The sequence below is a fragment of the Oceanimonas pelagia genome, from assembly GCF_030849025.1.
GTDB lineage: Bacteria > Pseudomonadota > Gammaproteobacteria > Enterobacterales > Aeromonadaceae > Oceanimonas > Oceanimonas pelagia.
This window is the reverse complement of the sequence record NZ_CP118224.1, coordinates 370948-392100: the sequence shown is the minus strand read 5'-3', so window position 1 is coordinate 392100 and position 21153 is coordinate 370948. Positions and strand designations below refer to the sequence as shown.

Sequence of the window (21153 nt, the reverse complement as noted above, 5' to 3'; positions counted from 1 at the left end):
TAGGCCCGAATTTATTCGGGCAACGGCGTCAGCCGACGTGTACGTTGCCCGGCTAAAGCCGGGCCTACAAAATCGTTATTCGCTGTGAAACAGGGTGTCGATATTAAGGCCCTGCTGGGTGAGGATCTCCTTCAGCCGGCGCAGCGCCTCCACCTGGATCTGACGCACCCGCTCCCGGGTGAGCCCGATTTCCCGGCCCACGTCCTCCAGGGTGGACGCTTCGTAACCCAGCAGGCCAAAACGCCGGGCCAGCACTTCCCGCTGCTTGGGATTCAGCTCTTCCAGCCAGCGCACCAGACTCGAATGCATGTCATCGTCCTGGGTCTCGATCTCCGGATCCTTGTCGTTCTCGTCGGCCAGCACATCGAGCAGTGCCTTGTCGCCGTCCCCGCCGATGGGGGTGTCGACCGAGCTGATTTTTTCGTTCAGCTTGAGCATGCGTGATACATCCTCCACCGGCTTGTCGAGGGCGTCGGCAATCTCGTCGGCGGTGGGCTCGTGATCCAGCCGGTGGGCCAGTTCCCGGGCGGTACGCAGGTAGACGTTCAGCTCCTTGACCACGTGGATGGGCAGGCGAATGGTGCGGGTCTGGTTCATAATGGCCCGCTCTATGGTCTGACGAATCCACCAGGTGGCATAGGTGGAAAAACGAAAGCCCCGCTCGGGATCAAACTTCTCCACGGCGCGGATCAGGCCCAGGTTGCCTTCCTCAATCAGATCCAGCAGGGCCAGGCCCCGGTTGTTGTAACGGCGGGATATCTTGACCACCAGCCGCAGGTTGGACTCAATCATGCGCTTGCGGGCGGCGAGATCGCCCCGTAGCGCGCGGCGGGCGTAATGGACTTCTTCTTCGGCGGTCAGCAGTGGCGAAAAACCGATCTCACCCAGATACAGCTGGGTCACATCCAGGCTGCGCTGAGTGGGGGCACTCAGTACCTCCTCCAACGGCTCTTCCCGTTTGGCTTCCTCCACCTCAACGCCGGTGGCGTCCAGCTCGTTATCCTTGTCAAAATCCACTTCCGCGTTTTCGGTGTTGTACTTTTTCTGGCTCATGGCAGCTCTCCCTTAATCCGGGTACTACCTGTCTCCCGGTGACTATCGCTTGGGCAGGTATTTTCTCGGATCCACCGAGTTACCCTGATGCCGGATCTCGAAGTGCAGCCGGACATCATCAGCATCACTGCTTCCCATATCCGCTATGTGCTGACCCGCCCGCACCGTGTCCTGCTCCTTGACCCGCAGCACCTCGTTATGGGCATAGGCCGACAAGTAATCATCGTTGTGTTTGATGATGATCAGATTGCCATAACCACGTAGCGCATTCCCTGCGTAAACTACCTTGCCTGCTGCGGCGGCCTTCACGGCCTGCCCCCTGCTGCCACCAATGTCAATGCCCTTGTTGCCGGTTTCAGACAGTGAAAACCCTGAAATTACCGGCCCCTTTACCGGCCATTGCCAGACAATGGCAGCATTGACAGCAGAGCTTTTTTGTACTCCGGACCCAGCGTATGCCTTTCCTTTGGACGGTGCAAGAGGCTTGGGTGATTTTGCAGCAGCGGAAGGGGAAGGCCTGAGTGAAGCCGGCTTCGTTGTTTGGGGTTGTGGCTTGTTTTCAACTTCGTCCCCGCCACGCAGGGCGAGTTGCTGACCCACATAAATGCGATAAGGCGGGCGAAGGCCGTTGAGGCTGGCCAGATCCGCCACCGAGTGACGGGTGCGCCGGGCAATACCGCTCAGGGTATCGCCCCGGCGCACCCGATACACCGCCTGTTTGCGTCCGGGTACATCCAGTTTCAGGGTCTGACCCGGATAAATGCGGTAGGGCGGACGCAGGCCGTTGTGGCGGGCAAGGGTGGCCACATCGGTGCCGGCCTGCCAGGCAATGGAATAGAGGGTGTCGCCACGGACCACCACATAATGGCGGCCGTCGGCCTGAATGTGCCCCTGGGCATGAAGCCCGGCCCCGCGCACGGGGGCCGGCCGGGGCGCGGAGCAGGCCGAGAGCAGCAGCATCAGCGCAAGGCCGATGCCGCAGGCTCTGACAAACCGGCCCCGCCCCGTCATCAGTTCCTCAGCAACAGGTAGGCGACCACCGCCGCGGCCACGCACAACCAGCCCAGCAGGTCGATGTAACGAATCAGCTTGCGCTCCATTTTTACACCGCCCCAGACCATGAGCCCGGATACCAGGAAGAAACGCAGGCCGCGCCCCACCAGGGAGATCAGCAGGAATGGCATAAAGGCCATCTGCAGCAGGCCGGCGGTCACGGTAAACACCTTGTAGGGAATGGGGGTGAAGCTGGCGATAAAGATCACCCACACACCCCAGTCGTCGAACCACTGCCGGGCCACATCAATCTTGTCCTGATAGCCCATGGCGTGAATAAAGGGCTCCACCAGCGGCTCCCACATGGCATAGCCCAGCAGGTAGCCAAAGGCCGCGCCCAGCACCGAAAACACCGTGGCCAGGGCCGCGTAATTCCAGGCCCGCTCCGGCTTGGCCAGGGCCATGGGCGCCAGCATCACATCCACCGGCACCGGCCAGAAAATGGACTCCACAAAACTGTTCATGGACAGATAAACCGGTGCATGGCGGTGCACCGCCCACATCATCACCAGCCGGTACAAACGGGAAAACAGCTTCACTCAAGATCACCCTGAATCAAAGGAACAAAACGCACCGCTTCAAGCTCGGTACAGGTAATATCGTCACCCTGACGCCGGTACAGGCACAGGGTCTGGTGCAATCCGCCCACCGGAATCACCATCCGCCCCCCCTCGGCCAGCTGCTCCAGCAGCGCCGCGGGCGTGGAGCTGGCCGCCGCGGTCACAATAATGGCATCGAACGGGGCCTTGCTGGCCCAGCCCTGCCAGCCGTCGCCATGCTTGGTCCACACATTGTGCAGGTCCAGCCGCTGCAGCCGGCGCCGGGCCTGGTACTGCAGCGACTTGATGCGCTCCAGGGTATACACCTGCTCCACCAGCTGGGCCAGCACCGCGGTCTGAAAGCCGGAGCCGGTGCCTACCTCCAGCACCCGGCGCGGCGCCGGCCCCTGCAACAGGGCCTCGGTCATGCGCGCCACTATATAGGGCTGGGAAATGGTCTGGCCAAAGCCAATGGGCAGGGCGCTGTTGTCCCAGGCCTTGTGGGCCATGGCTTCATCCACAAAGGCATGCCGCGGCAACCCGGTAATGGCCCGCAGCACCCGCTCGTTGCGAATGCCCTGCTGTTTCAGCAGGCGATAAAGCTGCTCTCCCGCTAACGTGCGCACATCCTTACTCCACATCCTTGATCCAGCGGGACAAGGCCGCCATCTGGTCGTAGGCCGTGAGATCGATGGTCAGCGGCGTAATGGACACAAAACCCCGCTCCACGGCGTCGAAATCGGTGCCCTCGCCCGCATCCTGAATGGCACCGGGCGGGCCTATCCAGTAAATGGGACGACCACGGGGGTCAAATTCCTTGAGCACCGCTTCGGAACGATGGCGGTTACCCAGACGGGTCACCTTGATACCCTGAATCTCCGCCAGGGGCAAGTCGGGCACATTGACGTTGAGGATCTGGTTGGAGTACAGCGGCGCCCGCAGCAACCCCTGCACCAGCATGCAGGCGAAGTGAGCGGCGGTCTCGAAATGGCGTTCGCCGCACAGGGAAATGGCCAGGGACGGCAGCCCCAGGTGCCGGCCTTCGGTGGCCGCCGCCACCGTGCCGGAATAGAGCACGTCGTCTCCCAGGTTGGCGCCGTGGTTGATGCCCGCCACCACCAAGTCCGGGTCCGGATCCAGCAGGCAGTTCACCGCCCAGTGCACACAGTCGGTGGGCGTGCCCTTGACCGAGTAAAAGCCGGTGTCGTCCAGCTTGTCGGCACGCAGTGGCACTTCCAGCGTGAGCGAGTGACTGGCGCCGCTGCGATTGCGATCCGGCGCCACCGTGACCACCTCGGCAAATTCCGACAGGGCACGGCTCAGGGTGCGAATGCCGAGGGCGTTGACGCCGTCGTCGTTACTCACCAGTATTTTCATGGCTCTCCTTTTCCTTGATGACTTCACGCACCAGGCTGGTGGCATAACTGCCCGCCGGCAGCCAGAACGACAGCGTCAGACTGTCGCCATGCCGTTGCCAGTTCAGTTGCTCGGGCCGGAGCAGCAGGGCGCGGCGCTCCTGCTTGAGACCATTGGCTTCCAGTCCCTGCTGCAGCTCCTGTTGCCCGGCCAGGGCCGCCTGCTCCAGCATTGCCGCCTCTGCCTCGCTGGGCAGCCGGCCCCGGCCCCACAAGGGCGCGCTCAGGCGAATGTCGCCGTCGGCAAAGCGGGCCCGCATGAGATCGTCGAGGGGGTTGTCGTCATTCAGGGTAAAAAACGACTGGCTGCCCGCCAGCATCACGCAGTCGCCGTTCAGCAGTTGCTCCCCCTGCCCCGCCGCCAGCCGGTGGCTGACCGCCAGGTTGAACAGGTAGCTGCGGGCCGCCGACAGATACATCGACCGCTTGTTGCGATCCTTGATGCGCTTGCCGCCAAACATGGCCCTGGCCTGCTCGATGTTGCCGCCGTCGTGGCCAAAGCGCTGGTCGCCGAAATAGTTGGGCACGCCCCGCTCCCGAATGGCCGCCAGCCGGGCGTCGAGATCGCCCTCGCCTTCAAGCCCGGTCAGGGTCAGCTCAAACCAGTTGCCTTTCAGTGCCCCGGTTTTCAGCTTTTTGTTGTGCCGGGCAATGGCGAGGATCTGCACATCGTCGCTTTCCAGTGGTGAAAAGTCGGGCATCTCCTTGCCCGGCAGGTGCACGCCAAACCACTGCTCGGTAACCGCGTACCGGTCCTTGAGTCCGGCCCAGGTCACGTCGCGCTGGGCCACGCCCGCCAGCCGGGCCAGATCCCGGGCTATCCACTGGGTATTCTGGCCGCGCTTGCGAATATGCAGAAAAATATGCTCGCCCTCGCCCCCCGGGGCAAAGCCCAGATCCTCGCGCACCACAAAGTGCTCGGGGGCGGCCTTGAGCCGGCCACCAAGGGTGGGCTCGCCGTGCAGATAATGCCAGTTGTTGTTCATGCTTTTACCAGTAACACCACGGCTTCTGCCGCCATGCCCTCTTTGCGGCCAACAAAGCCGAGTTTTTCGGTGGTGGTGGCCTTGACGTTGACCTGAGAGACATGGGCCTGCAGATCCTCGGCAATATTGGCCGCCATGGCGTCGATAAAGGGCGCCAGCCTGGGCGCCTGGGCCATCACGGTGACATCGGCATTGCCCAGCACATAGCCGGCTGCCCGCACTTTCGCAAAGACATCCCGCAACAGAATGCGGCTGTCGATGCCGGCATAGGCGGCGTCGGTGTCGGGAAAATGCCGGCCGATGTCGCCGGCGCCAATGGCGCCCAGCAGCGCATCGCTCAGGGCATGCAGCACCACGTCGCCGTCGGAGTGAGCCAGCAGGCCCTGTTCATAAGGCACCGCCACCCCGGCCAGAATGCAGGGACCCTGGCCACCAAATTTATGCACGTCAAACCCGTGCCCGATTCGCATCATTCGTTGTTCTCTTTCAGCTGCTGCAGAAAAAAGCCGGCCAGCGCCAGGTCTTCCGGCCGGGTGATCTTGATATTGTCGGCCCGCCCTTCCACCAACCGGGGATGAAAGCCGGCCAGCTCCATGGCCGAGGCCTCGTCTGTCACCGCCAGGCCCTTGTGCAGGGCGTTTGCCAGTGCCCGGCGCAACTCGGCGGTGGCAAAACACTGGGGCGTGAGCGCATGCCAGAGCTCGTCCCGCGGCACACTTTCATGAATGGCACCGCGGCCATCACCCCGTTTCATGGTATCCCGCACCCGACAGGCCAGAATGGCACCCTGAGGCTGCTCCGCCGCCATCAGCAGGGCATCGAGATCGCTCATGGCCAGGCAGGGCCGGGCGGCATCGTGCACCAGCACCCGTTCGTCGGTGACGAATTCAAGGGCGTTGAGCACCGAATCGGCCCGCTCCCGGCCGCCGGGAGCCCGGCGAATGCGGCTGTCTGCCGCCAGCGGCAGTTCCGCAAACCATTCATCGTCCGGGCTGAGCGCCACCACCACCTCGCCGATGGCCGGATGCCCGAGCAACCGCTCCACCGTGTGTTCAAGCACGGTTTTTCCGGCCAGACGCAGATACTGCTTGGGCACGGCGCTGCCCATGCGTCTGCCCACGCCGGCGGCCGGTACCAGGGCGGTAAGAGTGAAGTGGCTCATGGCTTGAGTCCGTCGTCGTCGGGAATGACCCGGTAAAAGGTTTCACCGGGCTTGATCATGCCGAGATCGTTGCGCGCCAGTTCTTCCACCGCCGCCAGCCCCTGGTTGAGATCCTTGATTTCCCGGTACAGCAAGGCATTGCGCTCCACCAGCCGTTCGTTGTCGGTGAGCTGGCGGGCCACGTTGGCGGCCGCTTCGTGGTATTCGGCCAGGCCGTTTTTACCCCACCACAGGTGGTATTGCAGGGTGGCCAGCAGGGCGAGCAGTATCAGCGTCAGGGTACGCATTTATCCTCCGGAACAAGGCGGTTAGTTTCCCATATTCCCCGGCCGAACAAAAGAAACCCCGCGCGAGGCGGGGTTTCGGAAAAACAACAGGCGTTGCCTTCAATCACGGGCGCGGCTCGGTCACAGGGACGGCACCGCCGCCGGCTGACTTACGCCTGGCCTTTCACCTCGGCCAGACCACGGAACGGGGCCTTGTCACCCAGCTCTTCCTCGATGCGGATCAGCTGGTTGTACTTGGCAATGCGGTCGGAGCGGCTCATGGAGCCGGTCTTGATCTGGCCGGCGCAGGTGCCCACGGCCAGATCGGCGATGGTGGCATCTTCGGTCTCGCCGGAGCGGTGAGAGATCACGGCGGTGTAACCGGCATCCTTGGCCATCTTGATGGCGTTCAGGGTTTCGGTGAGGGAGCCAATCTGGTTGAACTTGATCAGAATGGAGTTGGCGATACCCTTGTCGATACCTTCTTTCAGGATCTTGGTGTTGGTCACGAACAGATCGTCACCCACCAGCTGCACCTTGTCGCCCAGAATCTTGGTCTGGTAGGCGAAACCGTCCCAGTCGGACTCGTCCTGACCGTCTTCAATGGAAACGATCGGATACTGCTGGCACAGCTCGGCCAGGTAATCGGAGAACTGCTCGGAGGTGAATACCTTGCCTTCGCCCTTCATGTTGTACTTGCCGTCCTCAAAGAACTCGGAAGAGGCACAGTCCAGGGCCAGGGTGACGTCCTTGCCCAGGGTATAGCCGGCGTTTTCCACGGCTTCCTTGATGGCGGCCAGGGCGGCGGCGTTGGACTCCAGGTTGGGGGCAAAGCCACCCTCGTCGCCCACGGCGGTAGACAGGCCCTTGGCCTTCAGTACTTTGGCCAGGTTGTGAAACACCTCGGCGCCGATACGCAGGGCTTCCTTGATGTTTTTGGCGCCCACCGGCTGGATCATGAATTCCTGAATGTCGACGTTGTTGTCGGCGTGCTCACCACCGTTGATGATGTTCATCATCGGCAGCGGCATGGAGTACTGGCCCGGGGTGCCGTTCAGTTCGGCGATCCAGGCATACAGGGGCAGCCCCTTGGCGGCGGCGGCGGCCTTGGCATTGGCCAGGGACACGGCCAGAATGGCGTTGGCGCCCAGGCTGGCCTTGTTGTCGGTACCGTCCAGATCGATCATGATCTGGTCGATCTCGGCCTGTTGGGTGGCGTCCTTGCCCACCAGAGCGGCGGCAATGCGGTCGTTGATGTTGGCCACGGCGGTCTGCACGCCCTTGCCCAGGAAGCGGGACTTGTCGCCGTCACGCAGTTCCAGAGCCTCGCGGGAGCCGGTAGACGCACCGGACGGCGCGGCGGCACGGCCCATGAAACCACCTTCCAGGTAGACATCGGCTTCCACGGTGGGATTGCCACGGGAATCGATGATCTCACGACCGATCACTTTAACGATCTTAGCCATTCTCTGTTTCCTCTTGAGTTAAACGCAAAATCTAACTAACACGCTAAAAAAGACGGCCGACCCCAAGGGGTCAGCCGCTGATACTGGTTACTCCAGCTCTCCCTGCTGGTACTGGCCGGCCGCCTTGACGAAACCGGCAAACAGGCCGTGGCCGTCGCGGGGGGTGGAGGTGAATTCGGGGTGGAACTGGGCCGCCACGAACCAGGGGTGATCCGGGTTTTCGATGATCTCCACCAGCTTCTTGTCGGCAGAGCGACCGGTCACCTTCAGGCCCGCCGCCTCGATTTGCGGCAACAGGCGGTTGTTCACCTCATAACGATGGCGATGACGCTCATAAATGGTGTCGGAGCCATACAGGGCGTGCACCTTGGAACCAGGCTCCAGATGGCAAAGCTGAGCGCCCAGGCGCATGGTGCCCCCCAGATCGGACTCTTCGTCACGCACTTCCACGTTGCCTTCTTCATCCACCCACTCGGTGATCAGGCCCACCACCGGATAGGGGCTCTTGGGATCGAACTCGGTGGAGTGGGCGCCTTCCAGACCAGCCACGTTGCGGGCGTATTCAATCAGCGCCACCTGCATGCCCAGGCAAATGCCCAGGTAGGGCACCCGGTTCTCGCGGGCATAACGGGCGGCCATGATCTTGCCCTCCACGCCGCGCTCGCCAAAGCCGCCGGGTACCAGAATGGCGTCCAGACCTTCCAGCAGGCTCACGCCCTTGCTTTCCAGATCCTGGGAGTCGATGTATTTGATGTTGACGGTCAGCCGGCTCTTCAGGCCACCGTGCTTGAGCGCCTCGTTCACCGACTTGTAGGCATCGGGCAGCTCAACGTATTTACCCACCATGCCGATGGTCACTTCGCCCACCGGATTGGCTTCTTCGTAGATCACCTGCTCCCACTCGGACAGATCCGCCGGCGGGCAGTCCAGGCCAAAGCGCTTGACCACCAGCTCGTCCAGGCCCTGAGACTTGAGCAGGGCCGGAATCTTGTAGATGGAGTCGACGTCCTTGAGCGAAATCACCGCCTTGTCGGACACGTTGCAGAACAGGGCGATCTTGCCGCGCTCGTTGGCCGGAATGACCCGGTCGGAGCGGCAGATCAGAATATCGGGCTGAATGCCGATGGACAGCAGCTCTTTCACCGAGTGCTGGGTCGGCTTGGTTTTCACCTCGCCGGCGGCGGCCATGTAGGGCACCAGGGTCAGGTGCATGAACAGGGTGTTTTCCCGGCCCACTTCCACCGCCAGCTGACGAATGGCTTCCAGGAACGGCAGCGACTCGATGTCGCCCACGGTGCCGCCGATTTCCACGATGGCCACCTGATGGCCTTCGGCACCGGCGATCACCCGGTCCTTGATGGCGTTGGTAATGTGCGGAATCACCTGAATGGTGGCACCCAGATAGTCGCCGCGTCGTTCCTTGCGCAGCACATCCGCGTATACCCGGCCGGAGGTGAAGTTGTTGCGGCGAGTCATTTTGGTGCGAATGAAACGCTCGTAGTGGCCCAGGTCCAGGTCGGTTTCGGCGCCGTCGTCGGTCACGAAGACTTCACCGTGCTGGGTGGGGCTCATGGTGCCCGGATCCACGTTGATGTAGGGATCCAGCTTCATGATGGTCACATTAAGACCGCGGGCTTCGAGGATGGCGGCCAATGAGGCGGCTGCAATGCCTTTGCCCAGGGAGGAGACCACCCCGCCAGTAACAAAAATATATTTAGTCGTCATGCTGAACCTGAAAAAGCTTGGGAACGAATGAAATGTGGAATTCAAGACGGGGTCACATTATACGCAAGAAGCCCGATTACGACAATGAAACAATGGCTCGTCGGCGCCCTTTACGGCCCTTCCCTTCTCATCCGGCTGGCCGGAACTATAACTTTTACCGTAGTTTTATTACAACAAAATAACATTCCGACTTGCCATTAGTGGCCACCCGGTCAGAATGGAGTCTCGGCTGCCGGCCCGCTGCCGGCTCTTGCTGACTTTCTCGATAAGGATATGGAATGAGCTTTACTTTCAATGAGTTGAAAAACAGTTGCGAGCACAACTGGCGCGCCTACCGGGAACACGAGTTTGTGCGGCGGCTGGGCAGGGGCACCCTGGCCCCCGAGGCCTTTCGCCATTACCTGAAGCAGGATTACCTGTTTCTGATCCAGTTCGGCCGTGCCTTTGCCCTGGCCGCCTACAAGAGCCCGACCCTGGCCGACCTGCGCCATGCCAAGGCCGGCCTGGACGCCATTATCGATCTGGAGCTGGGCCTGCATATCGACTACTGCAATCAGTGGGGCATCGGCGAGCAGGAGCTGGCCGGGCTGCCGGAAGCCCGCGCCACCCTGGCCTACACCCGCTATGTGCTGGACACCGGCAACCGGGGCGACCTGCTCGATCTGCACGTGGCCCTGGCCCCCTGCCTGGTGGGCTATGCCGAGATCGCCCGCTGGCTGGTGGAGCAGCCCGGCACGGTGCGCGGCGAGGCCAACCCCTATGAGGCCTGGATTGCCATGTATGAAAGCGCCGAGTTCCAGGCCGCCGCCCAGGCCGAAATCGCCTGGCTGAATGAGCGTCTGGCGGAGGTGCCACCGTCGCGTTTTAACCAGCTGTGCCGCATTTTCGATGACGCCACCCGGCTGGAAATCGACTTCTGGGAGATGGGATTAGAGCAGAAAATGTAAGTGTCAAGGACTGGGGACTGGGGACTGGGGACTGGGGACTGGGGACTGGGGACTGGGGACTGGGGACTGGGGACTGGGGACTGGGGACTGGGGACTGGGGACTGGGGACTGGGGACTGGGGACTGGGGACTGGGGACTGGGGACTGGGGACTGGGGACTGGGGACTGGGGAAATTGTAAGCCCCTTCCAATCCCCATTCACCAATCCCTAATCCCCGCTGTTCAGAGCTTGTCAATCAGCTCGGGCAGCGCCTCAAACAAGTCCGCCACCAGACCGTAGTCGGCCACCTCAAAGATGGGGGCGTCTTCGTCCTTGTTGATGGCCACGATGATTTTGGCATCCTTGATGCCGGCCAGGTGCTGAATGGCCCCGGAAATTCCCACGGCAATATACAGCTCCGGCGCCACGATTTTGCCGGTCTGGCCCACCTGCTGATCGTTGTCGGCCAGGCCCGCATCCACCGCCGCCCGGCTGGCGCCAACCGCCGCTCCCAGCTTGTCGGCCAATTGCTCCAGCAGCGCAAACTGCTCCTTGCTGCCCAGCCCCCGGCCGCCGGACACCACCACCCGGGCCGAGGTCAGCTCGGGGCGTTCACTCATGCTCAGCTCGTCGCGCACAAAGCGGCTGCTGTTGTCCACCGCCACCGCCGCCACCGTCGCCACCGTCGCCAGCTCCGCATGAGACTCGTTCTGCTCCACCGGCTCAAAGGCGGTGGGACGTACGGTGAGCAGGGTCACCGGATCCAGTGACTGCACCCGGGCCAGGGCATTGCCCGCATAAATAGGCCGCACAAAGGTATCCTCGCTTTCCACGGCCACCACGTCCGCCACCAGCCCCACGCCCAGCAGGGCGGCGGCCCGGGGCAGCACATCCTTGCCAAAGGTGGAGGCCGGCGCCAGCACATGCCGGTATTGCGGGGCCAGGCGCGACACCAGGGCCGCACAGGGTTCGGCCAGCTGGTGCTGGTAGAGGCTGTCGTCCGCCAGCAGAACTCTGCTCACGCCGGCCAGCTTCCTGCCCTGCTCACTGACGGCGGCACAGTCATGACCCATCACCAGCAGGTGTACCCCGGCATTCAGCCGGCTCGCCGCACCCAGCACTTTCGCGGTATTGGCGTTCAGGATGGCGTTATCGTGTTCGGCTATCACCAGTATGCTCATGGGATCACCTTGGCTTCATGCTTCAGTTTATTCACCAGCTCGGCCACATCGGCCACCCGTATGCCGGCCTTGCGCGCCGGCGGCTCACTTACCCCCAGCAGGCGCACATGCCGCTCAAGCGTCACCCCCAGCTCGTCGGGCGTCAGCGTTTCCAGCGGCTTTTGCCGGGCCTTCATGATATTGGGCAGGGAGGCAAAACGGGGCTCGTTCAGCCGCAGATCCGTGGTGATCACCGCCGGCGGCACAAGGCCCTGCGTGCGCAGGCCGCCATCCACTTCCCGGGTCACCCGCAGCTCGTTGCCGTCCCGCTCAATGGCCGAAGCAAAGGTGGCCTGGGGCCAGCCATTGAGCGCCGCCAGCATCTGCCCGGCCTGATTGTGATCGGTATCGATGGACTGCTTGCCCATCAGCACCAGCTCGGGCCTTTCCCGCTCGCACAGCGCCGCCAGCAACCGGGCCACGCTGAGCGGCTCGGCGGGCTCGGCGGTTTCCACCAGAATGGCCCGATCGGCTCCCAGTGCCAGGGCCGCACGCAGTTGTTCGCCGGCCTCGGCCGGGCCTATGCTTACTGCCACGATGTCCGACACCCAGCCCTTTTCCTTCATGCGCACCGCCTCTTCCACCGCAATCTCGCAAAAGGGGTTGGCCGCCATCTTGACGTTGCCCAGCTCCACATCGCTGCCGTCGGCGCGCACGCGAACCCGAACGTGATAGTCGATTACCCGTTTGACCGTCACCAGTACTTTCATGACCGCTCCCGGAATTGATTGACACGACTTAATACTAGACGATTCCCGGCCTGCTCCCGTTTGTTAAATATCACCGCCAATACAATACTTTAGCCATGGCAGGCATGAAGGAGACAGGGCATGGCACGGGAGTCGATGGAGTTTGATGTGGTGATTGTGGGCGCCGGCCCTGCAGGACTGGCGGCGGCCTGCGGCCTGATGCAGCGGGCACAACAGACCGGGCTTGAGCTCAGCGTGTGTGTGCTGGAAAAGGGGGCCGAGGTGGGCGCCCACCTGCTCTCCGGTGCCCTGCTCGACACTCACGCCCTGAACGAGCTGTTTCCCGACTGGCGCAAGCGGGGGGCGCCGGTCACCATTCCGGTCACTCGGGAGCACTTCTATATGCTGAGCAGTCCTCAGGGCGGCCTGGAGCTGCCCGCCTTTATGATGCCCCGTTCGCTGCACAACCAGGGCGGCCATATCGTCAGCCTGGGCAAACTGTGCCGCTGGCTGGCACAACAGGCCGAAAGTCTGGGAGTGGCGGTGTTTCCCGGCTTTGCCGCTGTTGAAGCCCTGTTCGACAAACAGGGCGCCGTGTGCGGTGTGCTCACCGGCGACATGGGCGTGGCGGCGGATGGCACCCCCAAATCCGGCCATGTGCCGGGCATGGCGCTGCGCGCCAAATATACCCTGTTTGCCGAAGGCAGCCGGGGCCATATCGGCAAAAGCCTGATCGACCGCTTTGCCCTGGACCGGGGCCGGGATCCCCAGCATTACGCCATTGGCTTCAAGGAGCTGTGGCGGCTGGCTCCGGAGCGCCATCACCCCGGCCTGGTGGTGCACGGCGGCGGCTGGCCACTGGGGCAAAACGGCGGCGGCTTTTTTCTCTATCACGGCGACGATGGCCTGGCCTCGGTGGGGCTGATTGTCGATCTCAATTACCGGAATCCGCATCTGGACCCCTTCTGGGAGTTTCAGCGGCTCAAGCACCATCCACTGCTGGCCCGCCACCTGTGGGACGGCAAGCGGCTGGCCTGGGGGGCCCGGGCGCTGACCAAGGGCGGGCTCAACTCCCTGCCGCAGATGATCCTGCCCGGCGCCCTGCTGCTGGGCTGCGATGCCGGCACCCTCAACGGCGCCCGCATCAAGGGCATTCACACCGCCATGAAATCGGGCCTGCTGGCCGCCGAGGCACTGGTGCCGGCACTGGCGGCGGGCCGGCGCGGCGACCGGCTGAACGAATTTGAGGAATTAATGCAAGACAGCTGGCTGCACACCGAACTGAAACGAGCCCGGCACTTTGTTCCTGCACTGCACAAGTTCGGCCCCTGGGCCGGGGGCGCACTGAACTGGCTGAGCCAGAATCTGCTGGGGGGCCGGCTGCCCTTTGCACTCCACGACCGCCGGCCGGATCACGCCGCCCTGAAGCCGGCGGCGGACTGCCCTGCCATTCCCTATCCCAGAGCCGACGGCGTGCTGGCCTTTGATCGCATGTCGTCGGTGCACCTGGCCAGCACCGGCCACGATGAGGATCAACCCTGCCACCTGCGCCTTACCGATCCGGCCCTGCCGCTGCGCGACAACCTGCCCCGCTATGATGAGCCGGCCCAGCGTTACTGCCCCGCCGGGGTCTATGAGGTGGTGAAAGAGGCGGGCCAGCCGGCGTTTCGTATTAACGCCGCCAACTGTGTGCACTGCAAAACCTGCGACATCAAGGATCCGGCCCAGAATATCACCTGGGTGCCGCCGGAAGGGGGTAGCGGACCCAATTACTCGGGCATGTAACGCAAAAAAAACCCTGAAGGCAGTGTTCCCTCGCAAGGGATCAAGGCGTTCAGGGATATGGCAGTGGTTATGGTTATTTTGTTGTTTGGCTCTGTTAACGCAGGGGCACGTTCCGTCGCTGTGCGTTGCAAAAAACAATACGCCTTTCACGCATTGTTCACAAGATAGACTTTAGTGTTACCCCCCTGGACACAGCTCACAAAATGCGGGATTACAGCCGCAGGCCACCGTCCATTTCCAGCAGACGACCATGAAAATAGTCGTTTTCAATCACGTATTGCAGGCTGTGCACCAGTTCATCCACCTCCGCCAGCCGGCCGGTAGGAATGCGCTGAGTGAGACGCGCCATGGCCTCGGGTTTCATTTGCGCGGTCATTTCGGTGGCGATCACTCCGGGGGCAATGCCCGCCACCCGAATGCCAAAGCGGGCCAGCTCACCGGCCCAGCACACCACCAGCGCCGCCACCCCGGCCTTGCTGGCAGCATAGCTGCTCTGGCCCGCATTGCCGGCCCGGGCCACCGAGGACATATTCACAATCAACCCGCCCTGACCCCGTTCGGCCATGATGGCCGCCGCCTCCCGGCCACAGAGAAAGGTCCCGGTGAGGTTGACGTCGAGCACGTGCTGCCAGTCCGACAGACTCATTTTGCGGCTGACCTTGCCATCTTCCAGCTTTACCAGCAAGGCATCACGCAACAGGCCGGCGTTGTTAACCAGCACATCCAGGCCGCCCAGTTCGCGCACAATATGGCCAAAGCAGTCGGAGACCTGAGCCTCATCGGCCACGTCGCACAAATGCACCGCCACCCGGGCGCCGGTGGCGGCCACCATTTCGCCGCTTTTGGCCAGATCCCGCTCATGGGTGTCGAGCAATGCCAGAGCCGCCCCCTGCCGGGCCAGGTGATGGGCCATGGCCCGGCCCAGACCGCGACCGGCGCCGGTAATCACCACTACCTTGTTCCTGATGTCCATTCACTCGTCTCCTTCGGGTTTGCGGTAGAGCCGAAACAGGCTGGAAAAGTCGAGGCCGCCATGGCCCGCTACCTGATGCAGGCTGAACAGCGCCCGGGCGGCCGAGCCCATGGGCACCGGCGAGCCGCTGGCCTGGCTCAGGCTCATGGCCAGATTGAGATCCTTGCACATCAGGTTGACCTGAAAACCGCCCAGATACTCACGGCTGGCAGGCACGTTCGCCATGACCCCGGGCACCGGATTGTAGTGCTCCATCACCCAGTTGTTGCCCGAACTCTGGTGAATGATCTCCGACAGCACCGCCGCATCCAGGCCGTGCTCCAGCCCCAGGTTGAGGGCCTCGCAGCTGGCCGCCATCTGCGCCGCCAGCAGCAGGTTGTTGCAGGCCTTGGCCACCTGACCGGCGCCGTGAGGGCCGGCATGCAGCACCTTTTTGCCCATGTGCGCCAGCACGGGAGCCGCCCGGGTGAACTGATCCTCGCTGCCGCCCACGATAAAGGTCAGACTACCGGCCTCGGCCCCGGCCACGCCACCGGACACGGGCGCATCGACAAAATCCAGACCATAACCCGCGGCCACCCTGGCCAGGCTCTGTGCAATGCCGGCCTCAATGGTGGAGCAGTCGATTACCAGGGTACCCGGCGCCAGGTGGCCAAAGAGACCATCGTCGCCCCCGTACAGCCCCTGCACCTGTTCACCGCTTTGCAGCATGGAGATCACCACGGCCGCGTGTTTGGCGGCGGCGTTGGCAGTGGTTTCGGGAATGGCCCCCAGGGCCGCAACCCGGCTGACCGCCTCGGGCTGCAGATCAAAGGCCTGCACCCGGTGTCCGGCCCTGACCAGATTGGCGGTCATGGGGGTGCCCATGTTGCCCAGGCCGATAAATGCGATGGTTGCCATAATGTGTCTCCTATTTGAGATCCGCGAGCGGGCTCAGGCCCCAGGGGGACGTGAACAGGGTATCGAGCAGGGCCGGATCCACTTCGTTCAGGCTGACAAAGGTCCAGTCGGGGGCGTTGTCCTTGTCAATCAGCCGGGCGCGCACGCCCTCGGCAAATTCCCGAAAACGGCAAAGCTGCACCGACAGATCCAGCTCGGCCTGAAACACCTGCGCCAGCGACGAATGCCGGCAGCGGACCAGTTGCCGGTGGATCACCGCCATGGCCAGGGGGCTGCCTGCCGCCAGGGTTTGCTGGGCGCGTGTAAACCAGGCGTCGTGCATGTCTGCCTCAAGTATGGCCGAGACCTTGTCGGCCAGGCTGTCCTTGTCCATCAGCCGGCGGATCAAATCCTGATGCCGGCGCAGGGGCGAATCGAGCCCGGCAAGTTGAGTGGCCGACTCGGCTTCCAGTTCTCTGAGCACCTCTGCAGGGCCGCCGCTGTCCTGCCGCAGGCGAGGCCAGAGTTCACTCAGCTTGTCTTTGGCCACAAAACGGTTGGACAGCCCCAGCCACAGGCTGTCTGCGGCGTTCAGGGAGCAGCCGGTGAGGGCGATAAACTCCCCCAGCCCCGGTGGCAACCGGTTAAGGAACCAGCTGCCGCCCACGTCCGGATAGAGCGCTATGGTGACCTCGGGCATGGCCAGCCGGCTGTGCTCGGTGACGATGCGCTGACCGGCCGCCGTAAACAGCCCCATGCCGCCCCCCATCACAATGCCGGCTCCCACACAAAGTACCGGCTTGTCAAAGGTATGCAGCAGAAAGTCGAGCCGGTATTCCCGTTCAAAAAAGCGCGCCGCCGGGGCCGGCACCGGACCAAACTCACGGTCAGCGCAACCGGCCCGGGCGTCGGTAATGGCGTTATTCAGCCCCACCACATCGCCGCCGGCACAAAAGGCTCTGTCACCGGCCCCTTCCAGCACCACGGCCGCCACACTGTCGTCCTGCTGCCAGCCCTGCAGGGTCGCCAGCATGGTTTCAATCATCTCCAGTGTCAGCGCATTGAGCTGAGCTTCCCGCTCCAGCACCAGCCGGCCGATATAACGGCCATCGGCGGTGGGCAATTTGTCTGTAATGACACTCATGTCGCCTCCTACCGGTTACGCCATGTGGGCTCGCGCTTTTCCAGAAAGGCATTAACCCCTTCTCGCTGATCCTCGGTATCGAACAGCGCCATAAAGGCGTCCCGCTCCCTTACTCTGCCTTCGTTCAGCGGCCGCTGCCGGGCCGACTGAATCAATGTCTTGCAAACGGCCACCGAGCCAGGACTTTGCCGCCCGGCACTGTCGGCCAGCGCCATCGCCCGGGCCAGCAGCTCACTCTTGGGCATCACTTCTTCCACCAGACCAATATGCAATGCCTGTTCGGCCTTCAGCCGCTCGCCGCATAAAATCAGCCGCTTGGCCCAGGCTTCACCCACCAGATGGGGCAACAGCTGGGTGCCGCCGGCGCAGGGCAGCAGTCCCACCCTGGCCTCGGGCAGGCCCATTACCGCCCGCTCGGCGGCAATGCGCAGATCACAGGCCAGCGCCGCTTCCAGCCCGCCGCCCATGGCATAGCCGTTAATGGCCGCCACCGACAGACCACGAAACTCGCTTAGGGCCTCAAAGGCCCGGCCAAAGGCCTGGGCCATGGCATGGGCCTTGCCCTTGTCGCCATCGGCAAACAGACTGAGCTCGGCCCCGGCACAGAAAAACTTCTCGCCCTCACCGGTGAGCACCAGGCTGCGAATATCGCCGTCACCGTTCAGCTCATCCACCAACGCCGCCAGCCGGTTGAGGCTGTCCACCGTCCAGGTATTCGCCGGCGGATTGTTCATGGTTAACAATGCCACTCGCCCTTGTTTTTGATAATCAATCACGCTTGGTTCCCCCATTCATCAATCGCAAGTTGTCTGCTCCGACAGAAAAGCGATACATCAGCAGGGTTACCTCCTTCGACACGCTTCAGGCCCATCCATGGGGCGCTCGGCACATGCCGTCCATGGCATGTGACGGTCGAATACGGCAATCCCTGCTGCTGCATCGTGCCGACCACCGGGTTGTCCGATGGAATGAGCTTGCAGCACGACGCTACACAAGGAGGGCAAAGGGCGATTGCTCCGCCGCCCCCCCTGCGCCAGGGATGGCGCAGTGGAGCCCCCATGGAGGGGTTGACGGCGTGTCGGCGGAGTAACGGCCTTTGACCGACGTATGGCACGGACTCAAGGTTCACGCTCACAGTTCACCACCTTCCGCCAGCAGCCGGCGGGCGATCAGCAGTTTCATGATTTCATTGGTGCCTTCCAGAATGCGGTGCACCCGGGTGTCGCGCACATGGCGCTCGAGAGGATATTCCCGAATGTAGCCGTAACCGCCGTACAGCTGCAGCGCCTGATCACAAACGCGAAAGCCCACGTCGGTGGCAAAGCGTTTGGCCATGGCGCAATAGGTGGTGGCGTCGGCATGCCCGGCATCCAGCCGGCTGGCGGCCAGTCGTACCAGCTGGCGGGCCGCCACCAGCTCGGTGGCCATGTCGGCCAGGGTGAACTGCAGCGCCTGAAACTCCGAAAGCCGGCGGCCAAACTGACGGCGCTCCTGCAGGTAATTGCACGCCAGGTTCAGCGCCTGTTGCGCCGTGCCCAGCGAGCAGCTGGCGATATTGATGCGGCCGCCGTCCAGCCCCTTCATGGCCAGCTTGAAGCCCTCTCCTTCCCGCCCCAGCAGCTGACGGGCGGGCACCCGCACGCCGTCAAAGGTCACACTGCGGGTAGGCTGACTGTTCCAGCCCATCTTGTCTTCCGGCCGGCCGTACTCAATGCCGGGACTGTCGGCATTCAGGGCAAAGGCGGAAATGCCGCCGGGGCCCTCACCACCGGTGCGGGCCATCACCACCAGTACCTGAGTGCCGCCCGCCCCCGAGATAAACATCTTGCTGCCGGTCAGTTCATAATCTTCACCCACCTTCTTCGCCTGAGTTTTAAGGGATGCCGCATCGGAGCCGGCATTGGGCTCGGTGAGGCAATAGGAGCCCAGCAAACAGCCGCTGATCATGCCTTCCCGCCATGGCTCCCAGACCGCTTTTTCTGCGGTGCTGGCAATCATCCAGGTGACCATGTTGTGAATGGTGAGAAAGGCGGTGGTAGAAGTGCAGCCCATGGCCAGCCGTTCAAAGATCAGGCTGGCATCCAGCCTTGATAATCCCAGGCCGCCGGCTTCTACCGGGGTATAAAGGGCGCAAAAGCCCAGCTCGCCGGCCTGTTGCAGGGTCTCCACCGGAAAATGATGGTCTCTGTCCCACTCTGCGGCAAAAGGTGCCAGCGCCTTGTCGGCAAATTCTCCCGCCAGCGCCACAAAGGCCCGCTGCTCCTCATTCAGTTCAAAATCCATGAACCCTCCCCGCTAAAGCTGGAAGCGGGAAGCCGAAAGCTGCTCCTGGTTTCTTCCAGCTTCTCGCTTCCAGCTTCAAGCTTTGTTTAGTCATTTCAGGTGAATCGACATATTGGGACCGGCCACAACATCGTCGTCGAACCAGCGGGCGGTGACGGTTTTGGTTTCTGTGTAAAAGCGCACCGCCTGTTTGCCGTAGGCGTGCAGATCGCCGTAAAAGGAGCCGCGCCAGCCGGTAAAGGAAAAAAACGGCAGCGGCACCGGAATGGGTACGTTAATGCCCACCTGCCCCACCTGTATGTTCATCTGGTATTTGCGCGCCGCCGCCCCCGAGGCGGTAAAAATGGAGGTGCCGTTGCCATAGGGGTTGGCGTTCACCAGGGCTATGGCCTCATTCAGGGTGTCCACGGTCATCAGCAACAGCACGGGGCCAAAGATTTCTTCGGTGTAAATGCGCATGTCGGGCGTCACGCCGGCAAACAGGGTGGGCCCCACCCAGTTGCCGTCCGGATGGCCGCTCACGGTGCACTGGCTGCCATCCAGCAAGCAGTCGGCCCCTTCCTGTTTGCCCGCTTCAATCAGCCCCAGCACCCGGGTTTTGGCGGCCTGGCTGATGAGTGGCCCGTACCCTGCCTGCGGGTCATCCCAGGCACCGGGGTGCACCTTCGCCAGCGCTTCCTTGATTTCAGAGATCCACTCCTGGGCCTCGCCCACCAGCACCCCTACGGAAATGGCCATGCAGCGCTGACCGGCAGCGCCCACCGAAGAACCCACCAGATTGTTGATGGCCTGCTGTTTGTTGGCATCGGGCATCACCACCATGTGGTTCTTGGCCCCGGCAAACACCTGCGCCCGCTTTAACCGGTCGGTGGCGGTGCGGTACACATGCCGCCCCACCGCCACCGAGCCCACAAAAGACACGGCGGCAATATCATCATGGGTCAACAGCCGGTCCACCACCTCGGGGCCGCCGTGCACAATATTGAGCAGGCCATCGGGTGCCCCCGCTTCCCGGAACAGCCTGGCCAGCTCCATGGGCACCAGCGGATCCTGCTCGGAAGGTTTCAGCACAAAGGCATTGCCGCAGGCGATGGCCAGAGGAAACATCCACAGCGGAATCATCGCCGGAAAATTAAACGGTGTAATACCCAGGCACACCCCCAGCGGCTGGCTGAAACTGTAGCAGTCCACCCCGGACGCCACCTCGGTCTGGGCTTCTCCCAGGGTCAGAGAGCTTACATTGGCAGCCTGCTCCACCACCTCGATACCCCGCCACACATCCCCTCTGGCATCTTCCAGGGTCTTGCCGGTATCTCGGCTGAGCAGCTGCGCCAGTTCGTCATGCCGCTCCTTGAGCAGCGCCTGGTAGCGCAGCATCAGCCGGGCCCGCTCCGGCACCGGCACATACCGCCACTGTTCAAAGGCTGCCTTCGCCGCCGCCACCGCGCCATTGACTTCCTCACCGGTGGTGCAGGGCAGGCGCGCAATCACCTTCTGGGTGGCCGGGTTGGTCACCTCCAGCCAGGTTTGAGTCTGGCTTTGCACCATGCTGCCGTTTATCAGCAGCGGAACCTGATAGGCCATGGGTC

Annotated in this window: 21 protein-coding genes; 2 read left to right on the top strand and 19 right to left on the bottom strand. The window is 62.8% G+C overall.

Going from position 1 to position 21153, the window contains the following annotated elements; translation table 11 throughout:
• Positions 1-75: 75 nt before the first annotated feature.
• The 11 genes from rpoS to pyrG form a co-directional block, all read right to left on the bottom strand.
• Positions 76-1053, bottom strand: a complete 978-nt coding sequence (gene rpoS, locus PU634_RS01830; protein WP_306762381.1) for an RNA polymerase sigma factor RpoS — start codon at positions 1051-1053, stop codon at positions 76-78.
• Between the two features lie 42 nt (positions 1054-1095).
• A complete protein-coding gene (locus PU634_RS01825; RefSeq protein ID WP_306762380.1) occupies positions 1096-2064 on the bottom strand; it encodes a LysM peptidoglycan-binding domain-containing protein in 969 nt (322 codons plus the stop codon).
• Positions 2064-2645, bottom strand: a complete 582-nt coding sequence (locus PU634_RS01820) for a YqaA family protein (protein ID WP_306762379.1) — start codon at positions 2643-2645, stop codon at positions 2064-2066. Before PU634_RS01820 ends, PU634_RS01825 begins: the two co-directional genes overlap by 1 nt.
• Complete coding sequence (locus PU634_RS01815) at positions 2642-3286, bottom strand: protein-L-isoaspartate(D-aspartate) O-methyltransferase (RefSeq protein ID WP_306762378.1); 645 nt, start codon at positions 3284-3286, stop codon at positions 2642-2644. The genes PU634_RS01820 and PU634_RS01815 overlap by 4 nt, the downstream gene beginning before the upstream one ends.
• Positions 3276-4022 (bottom strand): 5'/3'-nucleotidase SurE, encoded by a 747-nt coding sequence (gene surE / locus PU634_RS01810; RefSeq protein ID WP_306762377.1) that lies wholly within the window; start codon positions 4020-4022, stop codon positions 3276-3278. The genes PU634_RS01815 and surE overlap by 11 nt, the downstream gene beginning before the upstream one ends.
• Positions 4003-5046, bottom strand: a complete 1044-nt coding sequence (gene truD, locus PU634_RS01805; RefSeq protein WP_306762376.1) for a tRNA pseudouridine(13) synthase TruD — start codon at positions 5044-5046, stop codon at positions 4003-4005. The genes surE and truD overlap by 20 nt, the downstream gene beginning before the upstream one ends.
• Complete coding sequence (ispF, locus tag PU634_RS01800) at positions 5043-5519, bottom strand: 2-C-methyl-D-erythritol 2,4-cyclodiphosphate synthase (RefSeq protein WP_306762375.1); 477 nt, start codon at positions 5517-5519, stop codon at positions 5043-5045. Before ispF ends, truD begins: the two co-directional genes overlap by 4 nt.
• Positions 5516-6208: a 2-C-methyl-D-erythritol 4-phosphate cytidylyltransferase gene (ispD, locus tag PU634_RS01795; protein ID WP_306762374.1), complete on the bottom strand. Its 693-nt coding sequence runs from the start codon at positions 6206-6208 to the stop codon at positions 5516-5518. The genes ispF and ispD overlap by 4 nt, the downstream gene beginning before the upstream one ends.
• A complete protein-coding gene (gene ftsB / locus PU634_RS01790; RefSeq protein WP_306762373.1) occupies positions 6205-6495 on the bottom strand; it encodes a cell division protein FtsB in 291 nt (96 codons plus the stop codon). The genes ispD and ftsB overlap by 4 nt, the downstream gene beginning before the upstream one ends.
• A 149-nt stretch (positions 6496-6644) precedes the next feature.
• Positions 6645-7940 carry a phosphopyruvate hydratase gene (eno, locus tag PU634_RS01785; protein WP_306762372.1) on the bottom strand — a complete coding sequence of 432 codons (1296 nt, stop codon included), beginning with the start codon at positions 7938-7940 and terminating at the stop codon, positions 6645-6647.
• 87 nt (positions 7941-8027) lie between these two features.
• Entirely contained in the window at positions 8028-9665 is a 1638-nt protein-coding gene (gene pyrG / locus PU634_RS01780) for a glutamine hydrolyzing CTP synthase (RefSeq protein WP_306762371.1), read from the bottom strand.
• Positions 9666-9943: 278 nt separating this feature from the next.
• On the opposite strand from pyrG, the gene tenA reads away from it, so the two are divergent.
• Positions 9944-10612 (top strand): thiaminase II, encoded by a 669-nt coding sequence (gene tenA, locus PU634_RS01775; protein ID WP_306762370.1) that lies wholly within the window; start codon positions 9944-9946, stop codon positions 10610-10612.
• Positions 10613-10833: 221 nt separating this feature from the next.
• Here the strand turns inward: tenA and PU634_RS01770 are convergent, their stop codons facing one another.
• Positions 10834-11772 (bottom strand): electron transfer flavoprotein subunit alpha/FixB family protein, encoded by a 939-nt coding sequence (locus tag PU634_RS01770; RefSeq protein WP_306762369.1) that lies wholly within the window; start codon positions 11770-11772, stop codon positions 10834-10836.
• Positions 11769-12521, bottom strand: coding sequence for an electron transfer flavoprotein subunit beta/FixA family protein (locus tag PU634_RS01765; RefSeq protein ID WP_306762368.1), 753 nt, complete (start codon positions 12519-12521; stop codon positions 11769-11771). Before PU634_RS01765 ends, PU634_RS01770 begins: the two co-directional genes overlap by 4 nt.
• Before the next feature lie 120 nt (positions 12522-12641).
• Here PU634_RS01765 and PU634_RS01760 point away from each other — a divergent pair, with 120 nt between their 5' ends.
• Positions 12642-14285, top strand: coding sequence for an electron transfer flavoprotein-ubiquinone oxidoreductase (locus tag PU634_RS01760; RefSeq protein ID WP_306762367.1), 1644 nt, complete (start codon positions 12642-12644; stop codon positions 14283-14285).
• 211 nt (positions 14286-14496) lie between these two features.
• On the opposite strand, the gene PU634_RS01755 is transcribed toward PU634_RS01760, so the two are convergent.
• The 6 genes from PU634_RS01755 to PU634_RS01730 all read right to left on the bottom strand — a co-directional run bounded on the left by PU634_RS01755 (position 14497) and on the right by PU634_RS01730 (position 21148).
• Positions 14497-15258, bottom strand: coding sequence for an SDR family NAD(P)-dependent oxidoreductase (locus tag PU634_RS01755; protein WP_306762366.1), 762 nt, complete (start codon positions 15256-15258; stop codon positions 14497-14499).
• The gene (mmsB, locus tag PU634_RS01750) at positions 15259-16158 is read right to left on the bottom strand and encodes a 3-hydroxyisobutyrate dehydrogenase (RefSeq protein ID WP_306762365.1); all 900 of its coding nucleotides are present in this window, start codon (positions 16156-16158) and stop codon (positions 15259-15261) included.
• A gap of 10 nt (positions 16159-16168) precedes the next feature.
• Positions 16169-17281: an enoyl-CoA hydratase/isomerase family protein gene (locus PU634_RS01745; RefSeq protein ID WP_306762364.1), complete on the bottom strand. Its 1113-nt coding sequence runs from the start codon at positions 17279-17281 to the stop codon at positions 16169-16171.
• Between the two features lie 8 nt (positions 17282-17289).
• The gene (locus PU634_RS01740; RefSeq protein WP_306762363.1) at positions 17290-18072 is read right to left on the bottom strand and encodes an enoyl-CoA hydratase; all 783 of its coding nucleotides are present in this window, start codon (positions 18070-18072) and stop codon (positions 17290-17292) included.
• 340 nt (positions 18073-18412) lie between these two features.
• On the bottom strand, positions 18413-19564 hold the full coding sequence (locus PU634_RS01735) for an acyl-CoA dehydrogenase family protein (protein WP_306762362.1): 1152 nt from the start codon (positions 19562-19564) through the stop codon (positions 18413-18415).
• Between the two features lie 90 nt (positions 19565-19654).
• Positions 19655-21148 (bottom strand): CoA-acylating methylmalonate-semialdehyde dehydrogenase, encoded by a 1494-nt coding sequence (locus PU634_RS01730; protein ID WP_306762361.1) that lies wholly within the window; start codon positions 21146-21148, stop codon positions 19655-19657.
• Positions 21149-21153 lie beyond the last annotated feature (5 nt).

Excerpts from the sequence above, each read along its gene's own strand:
- rpoS (WP_306762381.1), bottom strand. The coding sequence starts at position 1,053 with ATGAGCCAGAAAAAGTACAACACCGAAAACGCGGAAGTGGATTTTGAC.
- PU634_RS01825 (WP_306762380.1), bottom strand. The coding sequence starts at position 2,064 with ATGACGGGGCGGGGCCGGTTTGTCAGAGCCTGCGGCATCGGCCTTGCG.
- PU634_RS01815 (WP_306762378.1), bottom strand. The coding sequence starts at position 3,286 with ATGTGGAGTAAGGATGTGCGCACGTTAGCGGGAGAGCAGCTTTATCGC.
- surE (WP_306762377.1), bottom strand. The coding sequence starts at position 4,022 with ATGAAAATACTGGTGAGTAACGACGACGGCGTCAACGCCCTCGGCATT.
- truD (WP_306762376.1), bottom strand. The coding sequence starts at position 5,046 with ATGAACAACAACTGGCATTATCTGCACGGCGAGCCCACCCTTGGTGGC.
- ispF (WP_306762375.1), bottom strand. The coding sequence starts at position 5,519 with ATGATGCGAATCGGGCACGGGTTTGACGTGCATAAATTTGGTGGCCAG.
- ispD (WP_306762374.1), bottom strand. The coding sequence starts at position 6,208 with ATGAGCCACTTCACTCTTACCGCCCTGGTACCGGCCGCCGGCGTGGGC.
- ftsB (WP_306762373.1), bottom strand. The coding sequence starts at position 6,495 with ATGCGTACCCTGACGCTGATACTGCTCGCCCTGCTGGCCACCCTGCAA.
- eno (WP_306762372.1), bottom strand. The coding sequence starts at position 7,940 with ATGGCTAAGATCGTTAAAGTGATCGGTCGTGAGATCATCGATTCCCGT.
- pyrG (WP_306762371.1), bottom strand. The coding sequence starts at position 9,665 with ATGACGACTAAATATATTTTTGTTACTGGCGGGGTGGTCTCCTCCCTG.
- tenA (WP_306762370.1), top strand. The coding sequence starts at position 9,944 with ATGAGCTTTACTTTCAATGAGTTGAAAAACAGTTGCGAGCACAACTGG.
- PU634_RS01770 (WP_306762369.1), bottom strand. The coding sequence starts at position 11,772 with ATGAGCATACTGGTGATAGCCGAACACGATAACGCCATCCTGAACGCC.
- PU634_RS01765 (WP_306762368.1), bottom strand. The coding sequence starts at position 12,521 with ATGAAAGTACTGGTGACGGTCAAACGGGTAATCGACTATCACGTTCGG.
- PU634_RS01760 (WP_306762367.1), top strand. The coding sequence starts at position 12,642 with ATGGCACGGGAGTCGATGGAGTTTGATGTGGTGATTGTGGGCGCCGGC.
- PU634_RS01755 (WP_306762366.1), bottom strand. The coding sequence starts at position 15,258 with ATGGACATCAGGAACAAGGTAGTGGTGATTACCGGCGCCGGTCGCGGT.
- mmsB (WP_306762365.1), bottom strand. The coding sequence starts at position 16,158 with ATGGCAACCATCGCATTTATCGGCCTGGGCAACATGGGCACCCCCATG.
- PU634_RS01745 (WP_306762364.1), bottom strand. The coding sequence starts at position 17,281 with ATGAGTGTCATTACAGACAAATTGCCCACCGCCGATGGCCGTTATATC.
- PU634_RS01740 (WP_306762363.1), bottom strand. The coding sequence starts at position 18,072 with ATGGGGGAACCAAGCGTGATTGATTATCAAAAACAAGGGCGAGTGGCA.
- PU634_RS01735 (WP_306762362.1), bottom strand. The coding sequence starts at position 19,564 with ATGGATTTTGAACTGAATGAGGAGCAGCGGGCCTTTGTGGCGCTGGCG.
- PU634_RS01730 (WP_306762361.1), bottom strand. The coding sequence starts at position 21,148 with ATGGCCTATCAGGTTCCGCTGCTGATAAACGGCAGCATGGTGCAAAGC.